This window comes from Embleya hyalina (genome assembly GCF_003967355.1).
Classification (GTDB): Bacteria; Actinomycetota; Actinomycetes; order Streptomycetales; family Streptomycetaceae; genus Embleya; species Embleya hyalina.
The window spans coordinates 161217-182264 of record NZ_BIFH01000016.1; the positions used below are offsets into that span (position 1 = coordinate 161217).

General features: G+C 71.8%; 20 protein-coding genes. 12 read left to right on the forward strand and 8 right to left on the reverse strand.

All coding sequences use genetic code 11. The features are described from left to right. Nucleotides 1–99: 99 nt before the first annotated feature. Nucleotides 100–498 (reverse strand): winged helix-turn-helix transcriptional regulator, encoded by a 399-nt coding sequence (locus EMA17_RS11405; RefSeq protein WP_126636822.1) that lies wholly within the window; start codon nucleotides 496–498, stop codon nucleotides 100–102. Nucleotides 499–598: 100 nt separating this feature from the next. On the opposite strand from EMA17_RS11405, the gene EMA17_RS11410 reads away from it, so the two are divergent. The 5 genes from EMA17_RS11410 to EMA17_RS11430 all read left to right on the forward strand — a co-directional run bounded on the left by EMA17_RS11410 (nucleotide 599) and on the right by EMA17_RS11430 (nucleotide 5168). Beyond that, nucleotides 599–1456 carry an alpha/beta fold hydrolase gene (locus tag EMA17_RS11410; protein WP_126636823.1) on the forward strand — a complete coding sequence of 286 codons (858 nt, stop codon included), beginning with the start codon at nucleotides 599–601 and terminating at the stop codon, nucleotides 1454–1456. A gap of 324 nt (nucleotides 1457–1780) precedes the next feature. Next, the gene (locus EMA17_RS11415; protein WP_126636824.1) at nucleotides 1781–2146 is read left to right on the forward strand and encodes a hypothetical protein; all 366 of its coding nucleotides are present in this window, start codon (nucleotides 1781–1783) and stop codon (nucleotides 2144–2146) included. A gap of 168 nt (nucleotides 2147–2314) precedes the next feature. Further along, a complete protein-coding gene (locus EMA17_RS11420) occupies nucleotides 2315–3283 on the forward strand; it encodes a LysR family transcriptional regulator (protein ID WP_126636825.1) in 969 nt (322 codons plus the stop codon). Between the two features lie 133 nt (nucleotides 3284–3416). Then, the gene (locus EMA17_RS11425; protein WP_160161367.1) at nucleotides 3417–4106 is read left to right on the forward strand and encodes a haloacid dehalogenase-like hydrolase; all 690 of its coding nucleotides are present in this window, start codon (nucleotides 3417–3419) and stop codon (nucleotides 4104–4106) included. Nucleotides 4107–4190: 84 nt separating this feature from the next. Beyond that, nucleotides 4191–5168: an ADP-ribosylglycohydrolase family protein gene (locus EMA17_RS11430; RefSeq protein WP_126636827.1), complete on the forward strand. Its 978-nt coding sequence runs from the start codon at nucleotides 4191–4193 to the stop codon at nucleotides 5166–5168. Nucleotides 5169–5226: 58 nt separating this feature from the next. On the opposite strand, the gene EMA17_RS11435 is transcribed toward EMA17_RS11430, so the two are convergent. Beyond that, entirely contained in the window at nucleotides 5227–5898 is a 672-nt protein-coding gene (locus tag EMA17_RS11435; protein ID WP_126636828.1) for an ABATE domain-containing protein, read from the reverse strand. A gap of 86 nt (nucleotides 5899–5984) precedes the next feature. Between EMA17_RS11435 and EMA17_RS11440 the strand changes: the two genes are divergently transcribed. Next, nucleotides 5985–6755 carry an MBL fold metallo-hydrolase gene (locus EMA17_RS11440; protein ID WP_126636829.1) on the forward strand — a complete coding sequence of 257 codons (771 nt, stop codon included), beginning with the start codon at nucleotides 5985–5987 and terminating at the stop codon, nucleotides 6753–6755. 45 nt (nucleotides 6756–6800) lie between these two features. Here the strand turns inward: EMA17_RS11440 and EMA17_RS11445 are convergent, their stop codons facing one another. Together EMA17_RS11445 and EMA17_RS11450 are read right to left on the reverse strand one after the other, a co-directional pair. Next, nucleotides 6801–7571: an alpha/beta hydrolase gene (locus tag EMA17_RS11445; RefSeq protein ID WP_371862995.1), complete on the reverse strand. Its 771-nt coding sequence runs from the start codon at nucleotides 7569–7571 to the stop codon at nucleotides 6801–6803. 137 nt (nucleotides 7572–7708) lie between these two features. Beyond that, the gene (locus EMA17_RS11450) at nucleotides 7709–8353 is read right to left on the reverse strand and encodes a hypothetical protein (RefSeq protein ID WP_160161368.1); all 645 of its coding nucleotides are present in this window, start codon (nucleotides 8351–8353) and stop codon (nucleotides 7709–7711) included. A gap of 243 nt (nucleotides 8354–8596) precedes the next feature. On the opposite strand from EMA17_RS11450, the gene EMA17_RS11455 reads away from it, so the two are divergent. Continuing rightward, nucleotides 8597–9667 carry a DUF4328 domain-containing protein gene (locus tag EMA17_RS11455; RefSeq protein ID WP_160161369.1) on the forward strand — a complete coding sequence of 357 codons (1071 nt, stop codon included), beginning with the start codon at nucleotides 8597–8599 and terminating at the stop codon, nucleotides 9665–9667. A gap of 87 nt (nucleotides 9668–9754) precedes the next feature. Here the strand turns inward: EMA17_RS11455 and EMA17_RS11460 are convergent, their stop codons facing one another. Then, nucleotides 9755–10282 (reverse strand): MarR family winged helix-turn-helix transcriptional regulator, encoded by a 528-nt coding sequence (locus EMA17_RS11460; RefSeq protein ID WP_126636833.1) that lies wholly within the window; start codon nucleotides 10280–10282, stop codon nucleotides 9755–9757. 76 nt (nucleotides 10283–10358) lie between these two features. Between EMA17_RS11460 and EMA17_RS11465 the strand changes: the two genes are divergently transcribed. Then, nucleotides 10359–11660, forward strand: coding sequence for an amidohydrolase family protein (locus EMA17_RS11465; RefSeq protein ID WP_126636834.1), 1302 nt, complete (start codon nucleotides 10359–10361; stop codon nucleotides 11658–11660). A gap of 348 nt (nucleotides 11661–12008) precedes the next feature. After that, nucleotides 12009–13223 (forward strand): DNA polymerase III subunit beta, encoded by a 1215-nt coding sequence (gene dnaN, locus EMA17_RS11475; RefSeq protein ID WP_160161370.1) that lies wholly within the window; start codon nucleotides 12009–12011, stop codon nucleotides 13221–13223. A gap of 490 nt (nucleotides 13224–13713) precedes the next feature. On the opposite strand, the gene EMA17_RS11480 is transcribed toward dnaN, so the two are convergent. Beyond that, complete coding sequence (locus EMA17_RS11480; RefSeq protein ID WP_160161371.1) at nucleotides 13714–14448, reverse strand: HAD family hydrolase; 735 nt, start codon at nucleotides 14446–14448, stop codon at nucleotides 13714–13716. 1024 nt (nucleotides 14449–15472) lie between these two features. On the opposite strand from EMA17_RS11480, the gene EMA17_RS51695 reads away from it, so the two are divergent. The 3 genes from EMA17_RS51695 (at nucleotide 15473) to EMA17_RS11490 (ending at nucleotide 18398) form a co-directional block, all read left to right on the forward strand. After that, nucleotides 15473–15613, forward strand: coding sequence for a hypothetical protein (locus EMA17_RS51695; protein ID WP_160161372.1), 141 nt, complete (start codon nucleotides 15473–15475; stop codon nucleotides 15611–15613). A 15-nt stretch (nucleotides 15614–15628) separates the two neighbouring features. Further along, nucleotides 15629–16096 carry a hypothetical protein gene (locus EMA17_RS11485; RefSeq protein WP_020554288.1) on the forward strand — a complete coding sequence of 156 codons (468 nt, stop codon included), beginning with the start codon at nucleotides 15629–15631 and terminating at the stop codon, nucleotides 16094–16096. Between the two features lie 328 nt (nucleotides 16097–16424). Then, complete coding sequence (locus tag EMA17_RS11490) at nucleotides 16425–18398, forward strand: hypothetical protein (protein WP_126636837.1); 1974 nt, start codon at nucleotides 16425–16427, stop codon at nucleotides 18396–18398. A 313-nt stretch (nucleotides 18399–18711) separates the two neighbouring features. On the opposite strand, the gene EMA17_RS51700 is transcribed toward EMA17_RS11490, so the two are convergent. Together EMA17_RS51700 and EMA17_RS11505 are read right to left on the reverse strand one after the other, a co-directional pair. Beyond that, a complete protein-coding gene (locus tag EMA17_RS51700) occupies nucleotides 18712–20082 on the reverse strand; it encodes a hypothetical protein (protein WP_160161374.1) in 1371 nt (456 codons plus the stop codon). After that, on the reverse strand, nucleotides 20082–20909 hold the full coding sequence (locus EMA17_RS11505) for a ParA family protein (protein ID WP_126636840.1): 828 nt from the start codon (nucleotides 20907–20909) through the stop codon (nucleotides 20082–20084). The genes EMA17_RS51700 and EMA17_RS11505 overlap by 1 nt, the downstream gene beginning before the upstream one ends. Between the last annotated feature and the right edge of the window lie 139 nt (nucleotides 20910–21048).

The window sequence follows — 21048 nt, forward strand, 5'->3', positions numbered from 1 at the left end:
CTCCACCCGAAGCCTGTTCACCACCTCGGCCTTCGGCGGTGCCCCCGCCGGTGGCCGGCGCAGCCGGGTCACGGCGAGCGGAGCCGCGTGCTTTGACGTTCAGGCCCGGTCGGCGGTTTCGTTGGCGCTGTCGATCTCGGCCATGTGCTCCTCCGCCCACGTCCGCAGCCCCGCGAGCGCGGTTTCCAGGGACAGTCCGAGTGCGGTGAGTCGGTAGAAGACCTGCGGCGGCACGGTCGGTTCGACCCGGCGCGACACCAGTCCGTCGCGGGTCAGGCTGCGCAGCGTCACGGACAACATCTTCTGCGAGACACCGGGAATCCGGCGTCGCAGCTCCGCGAAGCGCACCTCGTCCGGTGCGGCGTCGGCGAGCGTCTTGACGGCCATGGACGTCCACTTCGTACCGATGCGGTCCAGCAACTGCCGCGTAGGGCATCGGGGATCGAACACGTCACCGCGTGTCCCGCGACCGGCGGCCCGGGTTCCTCCGGTGGTCACCTGTGGCTCACCACGTTCCGTGAAAGTGCCGTCTGGGAAGCGGCCGGACGGTTTCCTATCGTTCTATGGTCACCAATGGTAACCAGACGGAGGAGCCATCATGCCCGCCACCGCCGCACACCGACAGCGTCGCATCGCGACGAACGGCGTCCAGCTCAACGTCGCGATCGCCGGGGACGGACCCGCGGTACTCCTGCTGCACGGCTTCCCGCACACCTGGCGACTGTGGAGCACCGTCATGGACCGACTGGCCGGGCAGTACCGGGTCATCGCCCCGGACCTGCGGGGCTTCGGCGCCAGTACGCGTGCCGTCGAGGGTTACGACGCGGGTACCCTCGCCGCCGACGCCGAAGGGCTGCTCGACGCACTCGGCGAGCCCTCCGCGGCGGTGGTCGGCATCGACGCGGGCACCGCCCCCGCCGTCCTGCTCGCGCTGCGCCGGCCCGACCTCGTCCGGCGCCTGGTCGTGATGGAGGCACTGCTCGGCCGCCTGCCCGGAGCCGAACACGTCGTCGCGAACGGCGCCCCGTGGTGGTTCGGCTTCCACGCCGTCCCCGGCCTCGCCGAGACCGTGCTGGCCGGCAACGAGGCCGCGTACATCGACTTCTTCCTCGACTCGGGAACACTCGGGCGAGGAGTACCCGACGACATCCGCGCGGCCTTCGTCCACGCGTACACCGGGAGCGAGGCCCTGCGTTGCGCGTTCTCCTACTACCGGGCCCTGCCCACCAGCGCGCGCCAGATCCGGGACGCCGTCGCGACGGCTCGGCTGACCATGCCCACCATGGCCGTCGGCTCCCACCCCGTGGGCCCCGGGCTCGAACGCCAACTCCGTCCCGTCACCGACGACCTGGTCGCACACCAACTCCCGGACTGTGGCCACATCATCCCCCTCGACCGCCCCGACGCATTGCTCGACCTCCTCACCCCCTTCCTCTCCCCCGACCTGCCCGACTGAGCCGAAACGAGCCGAAGGATCACGATCGGCGGCACGGACGTTCGTCCCGAGGGTGAAACCGGCCGGTCCCCACGTGGCCGCGCACTCTCAAGCACGCCGACCGCGCACTGGTGCCGGCTCCATACCTGCGGCTCAACAGTGTGACGGCACGCGGTCGATGACTACGAATCGCCGCACGGGGACCGCTCGAACCGATGGGCCGTCGAGCCGTCCTGCCGTGCGAAACTGCACACCATGGCGCCTTCGACAGTCCGTGGACTCGCCCTCCCCACCCCCTTGACCTCTCTCATCGATCGCGGCCGTTGGCGACACCCCGGTGATGCCGTGTTGGCGGAGGTCATCCCGTGGTTCGAGGATCCGCTCGTCTTCGTATCGAACGCGGAGCAAATGGAGTTCGAGTCCCGATCGATGGACATGTTCGCGGACGATGCCCGCTGCGCCTTCTTTCGCGAGGCACGCGGAAGCACCACCACCAGCCCCCTCGAACTCCCTTGGCTCGACGTCGAACAGGCAGTGTTGATTGCCGTCAATCGCAACCCTGGGGACGACGTTGCGCTGGCACTCGACTATCGAACCGACCCAACCGATCCCCGCGTTGTAGGCAGTGACTTCCGGACGAACCCTCACGAGTGCCAGTGGCGGGTCGTGGCACCCGCTTTCTCGACCTTCGCCACGAGGTTGGGCCTGTAGATCCCGTGGCCACCCTCATCCTCGACGGGTGACAGCGAACTCGTCCGTCCGCGTGACCGGACCGCACCACCGCTCGGGCGGCCGGGGCATGTTCGGCGGTTCCCGGTGGGTCGCGTCGTGTCGCGCCGAGCGGCACCGACGTGCCGGACAGGCCCTAACATGCGCCGGGTGGATCTCGATGCTGTTCGGACCTTCGTCGCCGTCGTGGACGCGGGGAGGTTTCGGGACGCCGCCGCCGAGTTGTCGCTCACCCAGCAGGCCGTGTCGAAGCGGGTCGCCGCGCTGGAGAAGTCCCTGGGCGTACGGCTGTTCACCCGCACCGCGCGCGGCGCGAAGCTCACCGTCGACGGGCAGGCGTTCCTGGCGCACGCCCGCGATGTCGTTCGGGCCGAGGCGCGGGCGGTGGCCTCGGTGGCTCCCGGTCGCCGCCCGCTGCGTATCGACGTGATCGGTCGGCGACTCGCCCCGGCCGGGCGGCTGGGCGAATTCCATCGGGCGCACCCCGGGCTCGAACTCGACGTGGTGACGCTCTTCGACGCCGACGCGGCCATCGCCGGCATCCGGGCCGGGACGATCGACGCGTCCTTCCGCGCCGTCACCATGCCGGGCCGGCGACTCCCCGACGACATCCGGGCCACCCGGGCCTTCGCCGAACCCATCGAACTGCTCACGGGACCGGACCACGAACTCGCCGGCGCCCGCGCGGTCACCCCCGCCGAACTCGCCGGACACCGGATCTGGATGCCCGGCATCGTGGCCGGCACCGAGTGGGCCGCGTACTACGACGCGCTCGCCGCGACGTTCGGCCTCACCATCGAGGTCACCGGCCCCGACTTCGGCACCGAGCCGCTGCTCGACACGATCGCCGACTCCCGGACCCTGGCCACCTTCGTCGGCGAACAGACCCGCCTGGTCTGGCCCGCGGACCAGGGCCTGCGCCGCGTCCCCGTACGGGCGCCGACCCCGATCTACCCCCACTCCCTGCTCTCCCACCGCGACAGCCCACACCCGACGGTCACGATGCTCCGTACACACCTCCACACCCGCCGACGCACCGACACCGATACCGAGACCTGGGCCCCGAGGTGGGCGAGGTGGCCGCGCCGACCGGGGAACCCGGCCTCGACCACGGGATGAACGGGAAGATCCGGCCGACCCGCGAGCGGCGTCGACACGCGCTCGGCTCTCCTTCTTCGCCGACCGCCGACCACCACCCGCTCCGCGCCACGAGTCGCCCACGCCGGCCCGCCCAGCACCTAAGGAGCGCACCGTGCCTCAGCCCCCACCAGCCCCCCGCCCCATCGCCGTCTTCGACCTCGACGGCACCCTCGTCCGAGGCGACTCCTTCACCCACTTCACCCGCGCCCTGCTGCGCCGATCCCCCTGGCGCGCCGTCGCCGCGATCCTGTGCGTACCGGTACTCGCCCCCCTGTACGCCCTCCACCCCACCCGTCGCCGCGCCTTCGCGCTGCTCCTCCGACTCGCCACCATCGGCCTCCCCCCACACCGATTCGCGGCCCTCGCAACGGAGTTCGCCGCCGAACGCACATCCGAGGGCAACCGAATCCCGCACACCGTCGACCGCGCCCGAGCCCACCTCGCCGCCGGCGACCGCGTCGTGGTCGCGACGTCCTGCGCCGAGCCCCTCGCCGCCGCCATCTGCCGCGAACTCGGACTGGCCCCGGTGGACGTGATCGCCTCCCGGCTGACCGCGAGCCGAACCGGCATGCGGCCGCTGCCGGCGTGCCGGGGCGTCCGCAAGGTCGAGCGGATCCGCGCGGCCGGCATCACCGGCCCGATCACCCATGCCTACACGGACAGTTCCGTCGACCTCCCCCTGCTCACCGCCGCCGCCCACCGCTATCTGATCGACCCCTCCCCCACCCACCTCACCCGGATCCACACCCGCCTCGGCCCCACCTACGTGGTCCTTCGCTCCACCGAACCGTCCACGCCGTAGCCCGAACCACGGCGCCCCCACCCACCCGGCCTCGTCATACACACCCTCGAACCCGCCCCACGCCCCGCCCTCTACGCTGCCCACATGGACATCACACGGCGCGCCGCCGGGGCCGTCGTCGGCTCGGCGGTCGGGGACGCGCTGGGAGCGCCCTTCGAGTTCGGGCTTCCGGGCGGCTTCGGCACGCGGTTTCCCGAGGCACCGCCCGGAAGATCCCGGACCGAGGCGCGCTACGCGAACGAGATGTGCGGTGGCGGCGGTTGGGACCCGGGCGAGGCCACCGACGACACCCAGATGGCCGTGCACGTGGCGTACTCCCTCCTGGAACGCGGTGCATCGGACCTGCCCGACATCTTCGACCGCTTCCGCCGCTGGGCCCGCTCCGAACCCAAGGACATCGGTCTGCAGACCGAGGACGTACTCACCAACGGCCTGCCCTGGGACCTCGCCGCGAGCGTGCACTTCCAAACGACCGGACGCGCGGCCGGCAACGGCTCGCTGATGCGCGCCACCACCCCCGCGGTCTGGTTCGCGGCCGACGGCCGTACGGCCACCATGGCCGCCGCCCGCCGCATCGCCGCGCTGACCCACGGCGACCGGGCGGCGTGGGAGGGCACCGCGATCCTCCACGAGTTGCTGCGGGTGGCCCTGAACGGCGACGACCCGGTGGTCGCGCTGCCCCGCACCCTCGACGAGGTACACCCCGACCATCGCGACCGCTACGCCGTCGTGCTGTCCCCGACCTGGCACCCCACCGACGCCACCGAGTTCAACGGCGCGGTCTGGCCCTGCCTCGGCTCGGCGGTTTGGGCGCTGCGGACGACGACGTCGTACGAGTACGCCCTGCGCGCCGCCGTCGACCTCGGCGGCGACACCGATACGGTCGGCGCGGTCACCGGGGCGCTCGCCGGAGCCGTGTACGGCCTCGCGGCCATCCCGAGCCGCTGGACCGACCGCCTGCACGTGCCGATCCCGGGCTCGGCCGGCGAAGTCCTGCGCGCGGACGACCTGTTGCGGTTGTCCCACGATCTGCTGAAGCGTACGCCGCGCACGGCTCGTTGACGCCCGTGAGCCGACGCGGCCCACGGCCCGCCCGGCCCACCGCGAGTCCCGCTCGCCGTCAGTCCGCCGTCCCCCGGGTCCGGCGCGCGTAGGCCCGCGCCGCCCGGACCCGGTCGCCGCATCGGGTCGAGCACCACTGCCGGGACGCGTGCGTACGGACCAGGAAGCGGCGGCAGGGGGTGGCGCCGCAGGGGGTGAGCCGTGCCGCGTCGGGCGCGGTCAGCAGGTCGGCGGCGTCGGCGGCCAGCACGGCGATGGCGTGGTTGACGATCTGGTCGATCGGGTGCGCCTGCGCCCGATACGGACCGTGTACGTCGTCCCAGTGCAGCAGCGCGGCCGACGGCGCGCTGGTGAGCGCGTCGTTGACGGCGCGTACCGCGTCGGCGGGCGCCACCGCGTCCTCGACCCGCGCCGACAACAGCGCTCGCACCGCGTCGCGCAGCGCCCGCAGGCGTCCCGCGCACACGTCGTAGAGCACGGTCTCCGCCGGTGCCAACTCGCGCGTGACCAGCCACTCCCTCGCCGACTCGGGCGTGCCGAGCAGATCCACGTCCCGGCTGCCGGGGAAGGCGAGATCGCTGTTGGCCAGGTCCAGGGCCAGGTACCGATCCGCGCCCGGCGCGAGCGGCGGGCCCGAGCGCACGGGCCGGGCGGCGGCGAGATCGGCCGCGAGGTCGGCGACGGGATCGGCGGCGGGGTCGGCGGGCGCGGCCGGGGCGGTCTCCTTCATGAGTCTCATGTTAAGCCTTGCCGTTCTCCGTGAGGATCGGCTAGCTTTTCTCACGGCAAACACAACGATTATCCGTGAGGTGTGCAGTGACCGGTATCGACGCGACCAACGAGCAGATCGCCATTCGGGTCTTCGGCGGCCCCTCCGCCCTGATCGAGTACGGCGGCCTCACGTTCCTCACCGACCCCGCCTTCGACGCCCCCGGCGAGTACCCCGTCGGCGACGGCCGCTTCCTCACCAAGACCGCCCCGGCCTCGGTCGACCCGGCCGACCTGGGCCCGATCGACGTGGTCCTGCTCTCCCACGACGAACACCCGGACAACCTCGACCACTCCGGCCGCGCGCTGCTCGCCGACGTCCCGCTCGTACTGACCACCCCCGGCGGCGCGGGCCGACTCGGCGGCACCGCCCGTCCGCTGGCCCCGTGGGCGACGATCGACGTCCCCCGCCCCGACGGCGGCACCGTGACCGTCACGGCCACCCCCGCCCAGCACGGCCCCGACGGCTGCGAGCCGATCACCGGCGAGGTCGTCGGCTTCGTCCTGACCGCCGCCGACCTCCCGACCGTCTACGTCAGCGGCGACAACGCGTCCCTGCCCGTGGTCGAGAAGATCGCGGCCCGGGTCGGCCCGGTCGACACGGCCGTACTCTTCGCCGGCGCCGCCCGCACCCCGCTGTTCGACGGCGCCCTGCTGACCCTGGACAGCGCCCAGGCCGCCGAGGCCGCCGCCATCCTCGGCGCGCGCCGCGTCGTCCCGGTCCACTTCGACAGCTGGGGCCACTTCACGGAGGGCCGCACCGCCCTCGTCGAGGCCTTCACCGCGGCCGGCCTGATCGACCGCCTGCAACTCGCCTGAGCAGCACGCGAACCGGCCGGCACGGCGGCGGATCGAAACAACGCTTCAGTGCACCAAGTGGTCGGCCCCGACGCCCGGCTCGCCATCCGGGTCTCGGGGCGATCCGGCCAGGACGGCGTCGAGGAACTCCGCGCGTGCCGCCGCGTTCGCCCGAAACCACAACCCGAGCTTGTGACCCGCACGCGGGAACACCAGCCGGGTGAACCGCGCGGCCGACGCACCGAGCGCGGCCGCGATGGCCTCGGTCACGGCCTCGGGGATGACCTCGTCGACCACCGGGGTCGCCAACACCGCACGCGCCGCCACACCGCGGAAGGCATCGAGCGCCGGGGACCGCCGCCAACTGCCGGGCGCGCGAATGATCCCGGTGAAGCCCGCCGCGAACGGAACACTCCACGCCTCGGCGGCATAGACGGCGGGCGCGCACAGCCCGATGGCCCGCACCCGGTCACCGTAGTGAGCCGCCAGATCCGCCACCGTGTGCCCGCTCATGCTGAACCCGACCATGATCAGCCGGTGATCCGCGGGCACACCCGCGTCGACGACCGCGCGGGCCTGAACGAACCGGCGTTCCAGGCTCAGTTCGCCAAGGGTCCCGGAACTGTCGCCGTGCCCCGAGAAGTCGAGCGCACAAGCCGGGAAACCACGACCGGCACAGTCGCTCATCAGCTCGACGAGACGCCCTTTGTTCCCGTTCCCGGCACCGTGCATCACGACAACGGTCGACGGCGCCCCGAGATCGTGCGCACCCTCGACCGCGGCACCGACACCGGCACCACGACCGGCTCCGGCGCCGGCAGCGGGGACAACCCGCACACAACTCAGCCGCTCGCCATCGCACTCCACCACGAAACGCTCGAACACCGCCGAACCACCCGGAGGTTGCTCACCGCTCACTCAGGCACTCCCGCACGGAATCCGACCGTGCCCAACACGATCGTTCCACCCCGACCTCACTCCACCGCCAACCGCTCGGCCCGCCCCGCGTTCCCCACCGCGGCCCGGGCAACGGCGTGCCCGATCCGCTCGGTCAAAGTGCCCCACGGCCGGCATTCGACGACCGGCAGCCCGTACCGCGTCGCCTCCTCCGCCAGCCACCGCGAGTATCGAACACCGACCTCCGCCCGCTGCGTCTGGACCCCGCCCTCCGGCTCCCGCTCGGCGTAGTTGGCGAGGATCCGGGCACCGTCGTCCTCGTGCAGGAACACCCCTCGCACGCTGCGCCCGGCCTCGACGCCCTCCCGCATGGCCTGCGCCACGGCGGCCGGTGTGAGGTAGTCGCCCTCGACCACCGCCGGGACATCGACGGTGAGCCGATTGCGCACGACGCCGACGACGGCGGGATCCAGCGCTCGGGCGGTGGCGATCTGGAGATCCAGCACCCGCTCGACACCGAGCCCGTCGACATCGGCGATCCCGTCGAAGAGATGCAGCCCGGGATGCCCCCCGGCCGTCGTGATGTGCTGCACCGCACTCACCACGTCATCGAACTCGACCACGAACGCCCCGGCCGACAGGGCCAGTTCCGCGGCCGCCCGGCTCTTGCCCACCCCGGAGGCCCCGCCGACGAGCAGCACATCCCACCACGTCCCGATCACCCCCAGACCGTACCCCCAAACCACCCATGTCGTTACGCATGCCCCGCCCGGCCGCGCGGCACGGCGCCGCTCCGCGCGATGCGGTGCGCCGGCGTCGTCGCCACGCCCATCACCTCGCGTATTCGCGGGTCTCCCGATCGTGACATGGGAAGGTACTCACGGCATGATGCCCGTTACGCGGCGCCGTCGGCGCGGTCGGCGCGGTCGGCCGTGATGCCGTCGCCCGCCGGCCCGTCCGGTCGCGTGCCGAGGACCGTCGACGGGGGATACGAACTCGTGTTGTGCTCAGCCTGCGGTGCCCGATCGACGTTGCCGGATCGCTGTACGAACTGTGGTCATCGCGAGTACGCCCCTCCCACCACCCCCACCGACGCCGCCCTGGACGCGCGCTTCGCCCACTTCGGGCCCGTCGGGACGCCGATGCCGGATCCGCGGTTTCGGCCGGGTCCGATCTTCCGGTCGTTGCGCGGGCCGGCCATCGCGCTCTACGTCCTGTTGGGCGTCACGGCCGTCGCCTGTCTGCTCGCCGCCATCGCGTTCTTCCACCGCGCGAGCCTGGTCGACCAGTTGTTGCGCAGCAGGTGGTCCGCGCCCGATTCGGACGGGGCAAACCACTCCATCGCCGTGTGGTGGGGGCTCGCGACCCTGGCGATGGTCGCGACGGCCGTGGTCTTCGTGGTCTGGTTCCATCGCGCGCGGCGCAATGTCGAACTGTTCCCGCCGTCCGTGCAGCGCCTGTCCGGCGGTTGGGCGATCGGCGGCTGGTTCTGCCCGGTGGTCAACCTGTGGTTCCCGCCGCTGATCGCACACGACATCTGGAAGGCCAGCGATCCCCGCGCGCCGATGCGCGGCGGCGCCACCCCCGGGCGGCATCCGCTGCTCTGGGCCTGGTGGTCGACCTATCTCGCCGCGAACGTCGTCCTCGCCGTCGGCCTGAGCGGTCGCGAGAGCGACGGCGGCGACGCGATGACCGGCAGCGACGCGTGGGTCGCCTACCACGAGTCCTACCGCACCTCGGACACCGCGGCCGGCTGGGCCTTCCTCCTGATGATCATCGCCGCCGGCACGGCCATCGCGGTCGTGGCCCGGATCACCGGGTTCCAGATCGAGCGCGAATACGCCTTCCTCGTGCCGCCGACGATGCACCCGGCGCACCCCATGCATCCGATGCACACCCTGTACGCGGCCCAGCCGACCCACCCCGAAGTCGCCGCGTCCGGCCCGGTTCCCGGCTCGGCGCCGCCCGTGGCGCCCCCGATCCCGCGCCAGCCGCCGCCCCCGCCCCGTCCGAAGGACCCGCCGGCTCCGTTCTGACCGGGCACGCGCCGGTTCCGTTCCGAGCGGCGCCGCCGACTCGCGGGCGGCGCCCACCGGCCGCCCCCGCGAACAACGCCGGGCCGGTCAGGCTCCGCGCCGCCGCCCCGCGGTCCGCGGTGCCTCGGTGGCCGCGGCGATCTCGCGCAGTGCGAGCGTCGCCGCCTCGATCGCCGCCGCCGGGGCGCCCCGCCAGACCTCGGCGTGCGCGGCGGCGTTCGCCCGGACCGCCTCCTCGGCGACCCGTACCCCGCGCGGCGTCAGGCAGATCAGCGTGCCCCGACCGTCGCCCTGATCCGGAAGGCGCTCGGCCAACCCCTCCGCGACCAGGTGATTCGTCACGTTGCTGGTGCCGCCCGAGGACAGCAGCAGCGCACGACTCAACTCCGTCGGCTTGAGCCGATACGGCGCGCCCGCACGCCGCAGCGCGACCAGTACGCCGAACTGAGCCGGGGTCAGGCCGAATTCGGGCAGCTCACGGCGAGTGGCCTCGTCCAGGTCGGCCGCGAGCAGCATGATCCGCTTGCTCAACTCCGTCGTCGCATCCAGCACGTCGGGCAGTTCGGCCTGCCACGCGCTGACGAGCGCGCTCGCGCGGTCCTCGGATGCGGTCATCTTGACAGCGTATTACACACAACTGATAGCTTTCTAAAAAGCTTTCCAGTGAATATGACTCGTTGTGAGGCTCCCCATGTCCGGCTCTCCCACCGGCCCCGCCCGACTCCTCCTCCGCGGCGGCACCGTCGTCGACACCGACCCGCACGTCACGGCCCGCCCCGACACCGACGTACTGATCGAGCACGGGGTGATCGCCGCCGTCGGCCCCGACCTGCCCGCCGAGGGAGCCGAAGTCCTCGACGCACGCGAGCGGATCGTGCTGCCGGGCTTCGTCGACACCCATCGCCACGTCTGGCAGTCCGTACTGCGCGCGGTGGCCGTCGACAGCGACCTCGGCGACTACCTCGGCCTGGTCCTCGGCCGGCTCTCCCCCGCGATGCGCCCCGAGGACGTGTACGCCGGCAACCTGGTCGGCGCGCTCGAATGCCTCGACGGCGGCATCACCACCGTCCAGGACTTCTCACACGTCCAGCACCGGGCCGAACACGGCGACGCGGCGGTCCGCGCTCTGCGCGCGGCGGGCATCCGGGCGGTGTTCGGCTACGGCTACCCGCCGTTCGACCCGGCCGCCCGCGACCCGCGACACGTCCGCGACCTGCGCGAACGCCTGTTCGCCGGAGACGGCCCGGACGAGCTGGTCACGCTCGCGCTCGCCCCCGGCGGCCCCTCGTACACCCCGATCGAACTCGTCGAGGAGGACTGGCGACTGGCCGCCGACCTCGACATCCCGCTGGCCGTACACGTCGGCAGCGGCCCCGTCGCCTGCCGGCCCATCGAGGCGCTGCGCGAGCGCGGCCTGCTCGACGCGCGCACGCTGTACGTCCACGGCAACTCGCTGCCCGACGACGAGCTCGCGATGATCGCCGATTCCGGCGGCGCACTCTCGATCGCACCGGCCATCGAGGCGCAGATGGGACACGGCGCGCCGATGATCAACCGGGCCCGTGCCCTGGGCCTGGTCACCGGGCTCGGCGTGGACGTGGTCACCAGCACCCCGGGGGACATGTTCTCGCTGCTTCGGGCGGCCCTGCTGACCAGCCGACTCGCGGACGGTACGCGGCTGTTCGCGGCCGATGTACTGCGCATCGCGACCATCGGCGGCGCCGCCGCGCTGGGTCTGGCCGACCGGATCGGATCGTTGGCCGTCGGCAAGCAGGCGGACCTGGTCCTGCTGCGCACGGACACGGTCAACATGGTCGGCGCCGCACACGACCCGGCCGGCGCGGTGGTGGCGTCGGCGCATCCGGGCAACGTCGACACGGTCCTGGTCGCGGGCCGCACGGTCAAGCAGGCGGGCCGGCTCACCCACCCCGCCGGGATCGAGGCCGTCACCGCCGCACGAGCAGCCGCCGAACACGTGGCAACCGCAATCTGACAACACCACCGCGAACCCCGACGCCACGCACCACGCACGGGACCTCCCGAACGAACCGCCACCGCATGCCCGGTTCGGTCCACGACGCCGAGGACCTCGTCCGGGAGACGTGTCTCCGGACGTGGCGCTCGTACGAGGCATTCGAGGGGCGGGCGTCGCTCCCGCCCGTCCTACCTCGAATGACCTGCCCTACCTCGAATGACCGAGATCTGCCGAGATTCGCCGAGATTCGCCGAGATCCGGGCGCGCTGTCCGAGCGCCCCGGTAGTGTCGCCCTTCCTGGAATCGAACAAATATTCGATCACCACGCGACCATCCTCCTCGTCGAGTTCTCGGAAAGGGCCCGTTGTGAAGGTTCGAATAACACGCGACCGCCTCGTCGAGGGCATCGCCTGGGCCGTTCGCGCCCTGCCCGCCCGGCCGGTCGTCCCCGCCCTCGCCGCGTTCCGACTCGAGGCGGACGGCGGCACCCTCACGATCTCCGCGTACAACTACGAGGTCTCGACCGGGATCGAGGTTCCGGCCGAGGTCACCCGCCCCGGGAGGATCCTCGTCCCGGGGCGACTGCTCGCCGAGATCGCCCGATCCCTGCCCCGCGAGCACCCCGTGGACCTCACCGTCGACGCGAGAAGGGTGACCAGGTCGTCGTCGCCGTCCCCGGCGAGTCGGGCCCGACTGACCTGCGCCGGCGCCTACTTCGCACTGCCGCTGTCGGCCCCGACCGACTATCCGGCCACCCCGCTGCTCCCGGAGACCGTCGGAGTGGTGGGCGCGTCCGCCTTCACCGAGGCCGTCGCGCAGGTGACGATCGCGGCGTCCCGGGACGAGAGCGTGCCCGCACTCACCGCCGTCCGCCTCCACCTGACCCACGACTCGCTCGTCCTGGCCGCCACCGATCGTTATCGCCTGGCGGTCCGCCGCATGCCCTGGCAGCCCATCACCGAGGACCCCGCCCGCACCGCCCTGATCCCGGCCCGAGTCCTGGCCGAACTCGCCCGCAACCCGGACATCGGAGCGGACCTGCGCCTGGCCCTCGGCCCGGAGGCCGGCCGCCGCGGCCTGCTCGGGCTGATCTCCGCCGGACGGCAGGCCACCACACGACTGCTCGACTACGAGTTCCCGCACTACGACCGGCTGTTCGACAACGAGACCACCGCCGTGGCGACCGTCGACACGACGGCGCTGATCGAGGCGGTTCGGCGGGTATCCCTCGTGGTCACCCGCAACGCGCCCATCCGCCTGACGTTCGAACACGACGCACTGCGGGTCGAGGCCGGCACCACCGACGAGGCCGAGGCGGGCGCGACCGTCCCGGTACACCTGACGGGCGAACCCACCAGGTCCGCCTTCAACCCGGCCCACCTCCTGGACGGCCTGACCGCCCTCCGCACGCCAACCGCACAAATGTTGTTCAGCACGCCGACCAAGCCGACCGTACTCACAGAGGGCCCACCGACGACAAACCCGAACACCGCCCCAAACAACCAACCTTCCCCCCAGAGCATCACAAACCAAGACACTCGGGACTACCGCTACCTACTGATGCCCATGCGCAGCGCCTGACCAACGAGCGCCCACGCCTGCTCCCCTATATAGGGATGCGCGCCCCGCCACCTCACCCGCCCCCACCCGGCAACGCACACAGCACCTCGACCGCGCACGTATGTACGACCGATCGTCGCGTCGCCGCTCCTCACCAAGCCCGACCCCCACCAAACACACCCCCCGACACCCACACACGCATGCGCCCCACCGCCGCCTCGCCCACGGTCACAAGCCCGCCCCGACCCGGGTCCCCACCAGGCAACGAACCCAACCCCTCAACCACGCCCGCAAGCCCAGCCCACCACCGCCTCACCCGCCGTCACCAAGCCTCAAACCGAGCCAATCCCCACCGAACCCCGCACACAACACCTCGGCGACGCACGCAGGTACGCCCCACTACCGCCTCACCCGCCATCACCAAGCCTCGGCCCGAGTCGAATCCTTACCGGACAGCGAACCCAGCGCCCGCCAAGCAGGCTCGCCCGCCCCGCCACCGCCTCACCCGCCGTCACCAGCCCGAGCCGCGATCCGGCCCGCCGCCCAGCAGCGCGCTCAGCACCTCCTCCGTGTCGGCGAGGTCGGTGAGGACGACATCGGCGCCCGCCGCCCTCAGCGCGGCCGCGCTCGTCGAGCCGGTCGCCACCGCCACACTTCGCGCGCCCACCGCGCGGGCGGTGGCCACGTCGCGCAGGGTGTCGCCGACGATCACGGTGTCGGCGCCCGCGTGCCGCCGGCCCAGGTGCTCCTCGGTCCGCGCGAACGCCCGGGCGGGCAGGTCGATTCGCTCGTAGGCGTCCTCGCCGTACGCACCGACGCGGAAGTCCACGTGGTCGGCCAGGCCGAAGACGTTCATCTTCAATACGGCGAGCGCGTACAGGTTGCCGGTCAGCACCGACTGCCGCACATCGCACATCGTGCCCAGCGCCGTCAGGGCCTCCAGCGCCCCCGCCAACACTCGCCCCTCCGCCGCCAACTCGGCTTCACGCTGCCGTAGTTCGACGACGATCAGGTCCAGGAAAGCAGCCAACAGGCCATCCTCGGGCGACAACCCGTGCAGCCGCAGCACCTCGCTCGCCGCGGCCATCTCGGTGCGACCGTCGAATTGCCACGGTTGTTCCAGAGTCCGCCCGGCCACCTGCCGAAACGCGGCCGCGTACGCCCGCCGCGACACCTTCCCCCCGTCGATCAGGGTGTGATCGATGTCCCACAACACCAGCCGGGGGCCGGATCCACCGGTCGCCATCAGCACTCCGATCCTCCCGACCGCCCCGCGCGGCCGCTGCCCCGAGCATGGCATCCGCCCGCCCGACGCGGACCCGCAGACCCGACCGCACAGGAAAACACCCCGCAACGAACCGCCGAACGCAAGGAAGGAAGGCACCCCAACCCAACCAACCGGCGTTTCGACGGCGACGGCAAACCCTCCGGCGCCGGAATCGACACGCGCCCGCTCACCGCGAAGGCGCGGAATCACAACCACCACTCGTCCCTCTCCCACCCCCTGAGGCCGCGCGCCCTCCCGACTCCACCACCGCCCACCCCGCCCCCCGCGTCCCGCACACGGCACCACACCGCAATGCGGCACACCATCCCAACCGTCCCGTCGGTTCGGTGTACCCCACCCGATCCTTCCCCCACCCCCTCCCCCGAGCCGGCCCTCCACCCCTTCCCAATGACTGTAAAAGCTGGCTTCCCCACCTTTTAAGGTGATTTTCACTCCCGCTTCAATCCCTGACTCAAGCCTTCGAAAGCCCCTCCGCCGAGCCCTTGCACCACCTCGTCAGGCCATTCTCGCAGCACCCTCAAATGGCCCTTGACCTGCAACTTGCATGGCAAGCTGTCCGGCAATCCGGAGCGGGATCTGTGCGTGCGGCTGTGCGGCGAGATGTCCTTTGATATGTCCGGGACATTGCAGCCCAACACGTTCGTCAATCCGCATCGCTGTACGGGCGGGTGTGCGGGCGGGTGTACGGCACGAACGACGGACGCGCGGTGTCGTGGGCGGCCGGCCGGAGCAGTGGGCGGGGCGACGGCACGCGCGCTGGAACCGCCGATGGCTCTGGCGATGGCTCCTGCGACGGCTCTCACGACGGGCCCCGCGGTGGGCGGCACGGCGGATCGCACGATCGGTCACACGGTCGCTCTCGCGATGGTCCGAACGGCGGAACCCACACTCGATCGAGCACTGGATCACGCGACAGAACACACACTCGGCGCCTGGGTATTCATGCGTGACAGGGGATGGGTGGGCGGGCGGATCTTCCAACATGCAGATCGAACACAACGGCAATGCCTTATTTTCTGGGCTTTTGTGGCATTGCCGTGCCGGCTTCACTGCAACGAGCGACACGCCGACTCTCCTGACAGGAAGTTATTTGCCGGAGATCGCGATAGGCTTCGGTCGTTGACACGAAAGGACGGTCATGGCCACTTCCCGGGAGCGTTGGACCGTGGCAAGGCTCGCGGCCATCGCGGGTCTGCCCAGCAAGGTGGGCTACGAGGCACGGGACCGAAACGTGCTGCACCCGACGGTGCTCTCGCCCAGCGATGTATTGCCCCTGCTCACCTTCGAGGCCCTGCGAAGGATCAGCTGGCCGGGTGAGAACTATGCGCGCAACACACCGCAACGCCTGCGCCTCTGGGAGCACCTGGCCATCGAACACTCACGCGTCGGCGACCTTGCCGACGTCGACCCGATGACCGGCCTCTACGTCCACCCGTCGGGTGCCGACCTGGCCGTTCGACCGAGTGAACACGCCGCACTCGCACTGCGGTTCGTCGAGGAGAACACGCCGTACCAGTACCTCACCCTCGGCGCGTGGGCCCAGCAGGCCCTGCGCGCCCTGGCTGCCGAACAGGAACAGGTCGGACGACGGCATGGTGCGGCCTGAGCGCCGGGCAGCGCCGTCGGAAGTCCACAAAAGCAGAGCGAGTGGCCTAGGAGTCCAGCCCTAGTCCACTCGCTCGCAGCTCAGCGCCCCTAGGGGCGCCGTCGGAGAAAGGAGGCCTGCCGGCCGCTTACACAACCGAACAGTGAGACCCAGCCGTTCCGGTACTTCCACGCGCCGAACGGTCGGGTCGCCCATACCTCTTTCTCTTCACCAGCTTCAGGAGCAGATCATACCTGCGATCCCCGAGGCAGGCCCAGTGCTGTCTTCAGCCAGGTCCTTGCCCTCTTCAAGTGTGCCCGAATCCTCTGGATTCACGATGCAGTCCCGGGTGCGTGCCGCCTTGCGCGCGGCCCGAGTTCGGGTCAGCGGCGCCCGCGGCGTCGATCCGACCATGCCGGACTCGGTCCGCCGTGCCTCGGTCAAGGTCCCGCTGCGTGTGGTGACCGGCGAGGCGTACAACGACCTGGCCTTCGTGTTCGCCGCCAAGGTCGGCCACCTGGCCGCCGGCCCGAACCAGCCCGGCTGCATCGCCGACCTGACCACGATCGCCCGCTACCTGGGCCTGACCGTGCGCTCGGTGACCCAGGCGGACGGCCGTGTCGCGCTCAAGGCCCCGTCGTCCCTGTACGCCGCGCAGAAGCAGCTCACCGCCGGCGAGGAACTGACCGTGGTCCGCCGCACGAAGCCCTCCGGCACCGGGACGTCCGCCGTACGCCGCCTGCGCGCCCCGGAAAAGGGCGAGCCGTGGGTGATGGTGCCCGTCGCGCTCCTGGGCGCGGTCCCGCACCGGCACGCCCGGGCGTACGCCGTCATCAGCTACGCCCGCGCCCGCGGCCACCACCTGACCTACGCCGAACTCGCCGACGTGCTGCGCCACCAGTCGGGCCGCCGGATCGGCGAACCGGTGAGCGTACGCGCCGCCCGCGGCGTGGTGTCCGACCTGGAGCGATGGGGCTGGGTCGAGGTGGGCCGTCGGGAGGGGTGGCAGGGGCGCAACATGATGGTCCCGCTCCGACCCTTCGAACCCGGAAGCGACGACGAGTCGATCGCCGAGGCCGGTGTGGCCGATGTGGCGACCGAGGCCGACGAGACCGTGGACATCTTCGCCGGACACATGTTCGGGGAAGCGGAGGATTCGCCGGCGGACGAGGGCATGGCCGAGACCGACTCGACGGGGGCTGCCGGGGCTGCCGGGACGGCGGGGGAGACCTCGGCGAACTCGCGGACCGAGCGTCCGGTCGTTCTCGGGGCGGCCTTTCACGTGGGCGCCGGAGCGGTGGCCTTTCCGATGCTCCGATCAACCGTCAACAAGGTTGTCGAAACGCCCGTCGAAGCATCCGTCGTAACACCCGCCGGGACACCGACCGAAGCCGCCTCTCGAACCGTCGTCCGAACCTCGTCCGAGCCGCCGGAGAACGGCGTTTCGGCGGCTCGGAACCCAGGTGCGGAGGGTCAATGGACGTCGGGTTCGCAGGGGGTTCGGACCTCCGTCACGGATAAGGAAGACACTCCGACTGACCTACGAATGAACGTGGCTTCCCGAGGGGGTTCCGCCCGAAGGGCGCTCTCGGTGGTAGACGTGCCCGAGCCCGCGAACAGCGCCCGAATCGGCTTCGCGACGTCCCCGGCGAACGAGGCGCCTGCGGCGGAACCCCGTCGATTGCGACACGTGACGGTCCGGAACCACCGAACCACCATCTCCCCGATCGCGGCGAGGGCGTTCGCCGGAATCGGGTCGCTGGTGGACCGGATGAGCACCGGTCAGCGGGTCGTGGCGGCGGCGCTGGTGGACCGCGCCGTGGCCGAAGTCGGCGACGCGGACCGGGTCTTCGCCCGGCTGGCGGACCGGTGGCGGACCCAGGAAGGGCCCGTACGCAGCCCCGTGGGCTGGCTGGGCGGCCGTGGGCTGGCCCGGCGTGGGTGCGCCGACCCGAACTGCGAGGACGGCCGTCTGTGGCTGCCCACGGCCGGTCCGGGGGCGGGCCTGGCGGGCGACCCGTTCGCCTGCCACAACTGCGCCCGGCAGGACCAGGATCGCCGCGCCGCGGCGGACGAGCGGTTCGGCGCGGACCGACGGGCGGCGAACCGGGCCCGGTCGGGGCGGGAGCCGATCGTGGGCACGGGGTCGGCGGTCGGGGCGGCGGTCCGCCCGGTGGCCGCGCCGGCGCCGATCGGGACCTGCGACGACTGCGACCGGGCGGTCCGGGGCCTGCGGGCCGACGGGGTGTGCGCGGACTGTCGCGAGGATCGCGAGGCCGCCGCCGCCGAGGGGGCCTCCGGAGCGCTCCAGGGGGCGTTCTGAGCGCCCGTGGAGCCGTCGGCGGGTTGATCGATGACCGGCGGGTCGCGGGGCCGCAGGAGGGCCGCTCAGCGACTCGGTGGGTGGTGGGTCGACCCGAAATCCCCGCGAACAGAACGAATCGGGCGGCATGTTCGGGTTCGGCGCGGCAGCGACGTGGCCGACGGCAACGCGCCGACGACGCGGACAGGGCCGTCACCGGAAGCGAAGCCCGGCCCGCCGCGCGCTCGACTCCGGATCCGCCCCCGACCCCGCACGCGAAACGCCGTCGGCGGGCGCGGGGGACCGGAAGTCCGCCACGCCCGCCGACGGCGGATTACTGCTGGGGCGAGAAGATCTCGGGGCGGCCGAGGGCGCCCTCGGCGTCGAGGCGTTCGAGGAACAGTTCGACGGCGGCCGAGAACAGGTACACGACCAGACCGCGCTTCTCCGTCGCGGTGAGCTCGGTGTCGAGATCGCGGGCGAGTTCGTACACGGCCGGGCTGACCCGGTAGCTGGAGGACTGGCTGGGGTCGGTGATCCCGCCCCTGGCACGCAGGAACGAGCGGATCATCTCGATCTGCTCGTCGTTGTCCTCGGGGAGTTCCAGCAACGCGGCGTTGAGGTAGTGCCCCAGCGCCAGGCGCCGATTCTGCGACGAACGTTTGTCGGCGGTGAGCCGCTTGCCCAGACGCGCCTTCACGTCGGGCAGGAGCCGGAATCCCCAGGTTTCCCAGCCCTTGGAGTTTATCCGCGCGTCGAGAAAGCTCTCCAGGAGCGCGGCGTGTGCCGACTGCTCGTCGGCGGAGCCGGTGGCGACCGGAGCCGGCGCGGCGGGCGCGGGAGCGTTGCGCCGGGACGCACGCGGAGCCGAGGCGGCCTTCGCGGGCGCGGACGTCTTCGCCGGCTGGGCGGCCGGCGCGGACCGGGTCGGTGCGGCCGCTCGGGGGGCGGGCTCGGCGGCGCGGTCCGGCGTCCGCTCCGCCCGCGCGGCCGGAGCCGGGGTCGAGACCGGCTCCGGCCGCGGCGTCGGAGCCTGGGCCTCCTCGCGGGACACCTCGAACCGCGCCAACCGGGCGAGCACGGGTTCCTCGTCGGGTTCGACTTCCCGCCGAGGCCTGGGAGGCGACGCTTCGGCAGGTACGGACGCGACCGAACCCGAGCCTGCGGCCGTGGACGCCGCCGCGCGCGCGAATTCCGGCTCCGGAGTCGACGCCTGCACCGATTCCGAAGCCGCCACCGGCTTCGTGTCCGACACGTGCTCCGTGACCTGAACCGGCTCCGCGCGCGCCGGGACGGGCTCGACGATGGGCGAGGCCGCGGCGTGTACCGCTTCGGGCTCGGACGCGGGTTCGGGTTCGGGCGCCGTGTCGGCGGCCACACCCGAAGTCGCGTCAGGGGCCGCTTCCTCCGGCTCGGGCTTCGGTTCGGGCTCCGGCTCGGGCTTCGGTTCGGGCTCGGCCGCCGGTGCCGGTACGGCGGCCGCGGCGGTCTTGAACGGCGGCCCCGAGGACGTGGCCCCGGAACCGCCGCCGCTGCCGCTGCCGCCGCCCATCTGGGCCAGCAGCGCGGCCGTCGAGTCGGTGCCCGAGTTCAGGAAGCTGCCGTTCATGGCGTCCTGCAGCGCCGCCGCCAGGACGGACGACTGAACGGCGGGTGCCTTCCTCGCTTTTGCCTTGGACTTGGGCACGGGCTTCTCGTCGGTCATCAGACGGCCTGCTTCACACGGTCGAACAGTTCGATGGCCAGCTCGGTGTAGGCAACGCTCGCGGCGATGTTCGGTTGCTCTATGCAGACGGGGCGCCCGATCTCGTACGCCTGCGAGATCCGGCTGTCCCGGCGGATCTGCGTCTGGAAGGGGTCGAGGCCGTAGTCGGCCAGCCGCTGCTCGACCTGGTCGTCCTCGCTGGTGCGCCGGGACGGGGCGTTGGCCTTGTTGATCACGGTGCCGAGGAAGCGCGGCTCACACTCGCCGAGGGTGCGCTCGGAGGTGGCGGCGGTCAGCCCCTTGATCACGGCGGCGCCCTGGACGGTCGCGTACAGCGGCTCGCAGACCGCGACCACGAAGTCGGCGGCGGCGAGGGCGACGGCGGACAGGGCGCTCACGCTGGGCGGCGTGTCGATCAGGATGATCGTCGGAGTCCGGCGAATCGGCTCGAGGATGCGGCGGAGGATCCCGGTGGTGGAGAAGTCCATCCCGGCGATCTTGCGCTCGGCGTCGACCATCGTGCTCTGCACGGAGCCGAAGAGGCTGAGGCTGCCGGTGGTCTCGAACGACTTGAGCAGTTCGCTGCGGTCGAAGATCATCTCCGGCACGTCGGGCGTCATGCCGTTGAGCTGGGCGTAGAGCGCGAAGCCGACCGAGCGCTGAGGCTGTGGCACCACACCGAGGGCGACGCCGGCCTGCGCCTGCGGCTCGAGGTCGACCACGAGGGCGTGAAAGCCGTTGATGGCCAGAGCACTCGCGAGGTTCACCGTCGTCGTCGTCTTCCCGGGACCCCCCTTCTGGCTGGCCACCGCCACAACTGCACCCATCGCGCGTCCTCTCGGAGTAGAGCGGCCGAACGCCTGCGTGAGCCGGGGTTCCGCCCGGTGGCCTGTCAGAGCCGTCCACTGAACCTGACAGGGAAGACGACGTACCTCCGGGATAGCTGCTCGATACTTCCGCCGGAAG

Bases quoted from the DNA above. Each gene is read 5' to 3' on its own strand.
- EMA17_RS11410 (WP_126636823.1), top strand. From the start codon at position 599: ATGCCCGCCACCGCCGCACACCGACAGCGTCGCATCGCGACGAACGGC.
- EMA17_RS11430 (WP_126636827.1), top strand. From the start codon at position 4,191: ATGGACATCACACGGCGCGCCGCCGGGGCCGTCGTCGGCTCGGCGGTC.
- EMA17_RS11435 (WP_126636828.1), bottom strand. From the start codon at position 5,898: ATGAAGGAGACCGCCCCGGCCGCGCCCGCCGACCCCGCCGCCGATCCC.
- EMA17_RS11460 (WP_126636833.1), bottom strand. From the start codon at position 10,282: ATGACCGCATCCGAGGACCGCGCGAGCGCGCTCGTCAGCGCGTGGCAG.
- EMA17_RS11465 (WP_126636834.1), top strand. From the start codon at position 10,359: ATGTCCGGCTCTCCCACCGGCCCCGCCCGACTCCTCCTCCGCGGCGGC.
- EMA17_RS11480 (WP_160161371.1), bottom strand. From the start codon at position 14,448: ATGGCGACCGGTGGATCCGGCCCCCGGCTGGTGTTGTGGGACATCGAT.
- EMA17_RS51695 (WP_160161372.1), top strand. From the start codon at position 15,473: ATGCAGATCGAACACAACGGCAATGCCTTATTTTCTGGGCTTTTGTGG.
- EMA17_RS11485 (WP_020554288.1), top strand. From the start codon at position 15,629: ATGGCCACTTCCCGGGAGCGTTGGACCGTGGCAAGGCTCGCGGCCATC.
- EMA17_RS51700 (WP_160161374.1), bottom strand. From the start codon at position 20,082: ATGACCGACGAGAAGCCCGTGCCCAAGTCCAAGGCAAAAGCGAGGAAG.
- EMA17_RS11505 (WP_126636840.1), bottom strand. From the start codon at position 20,909: ATGGGTGCAGTTGTGGCGGTGGCCAGCCAGAAGGGGGGTCCCGGGAAG.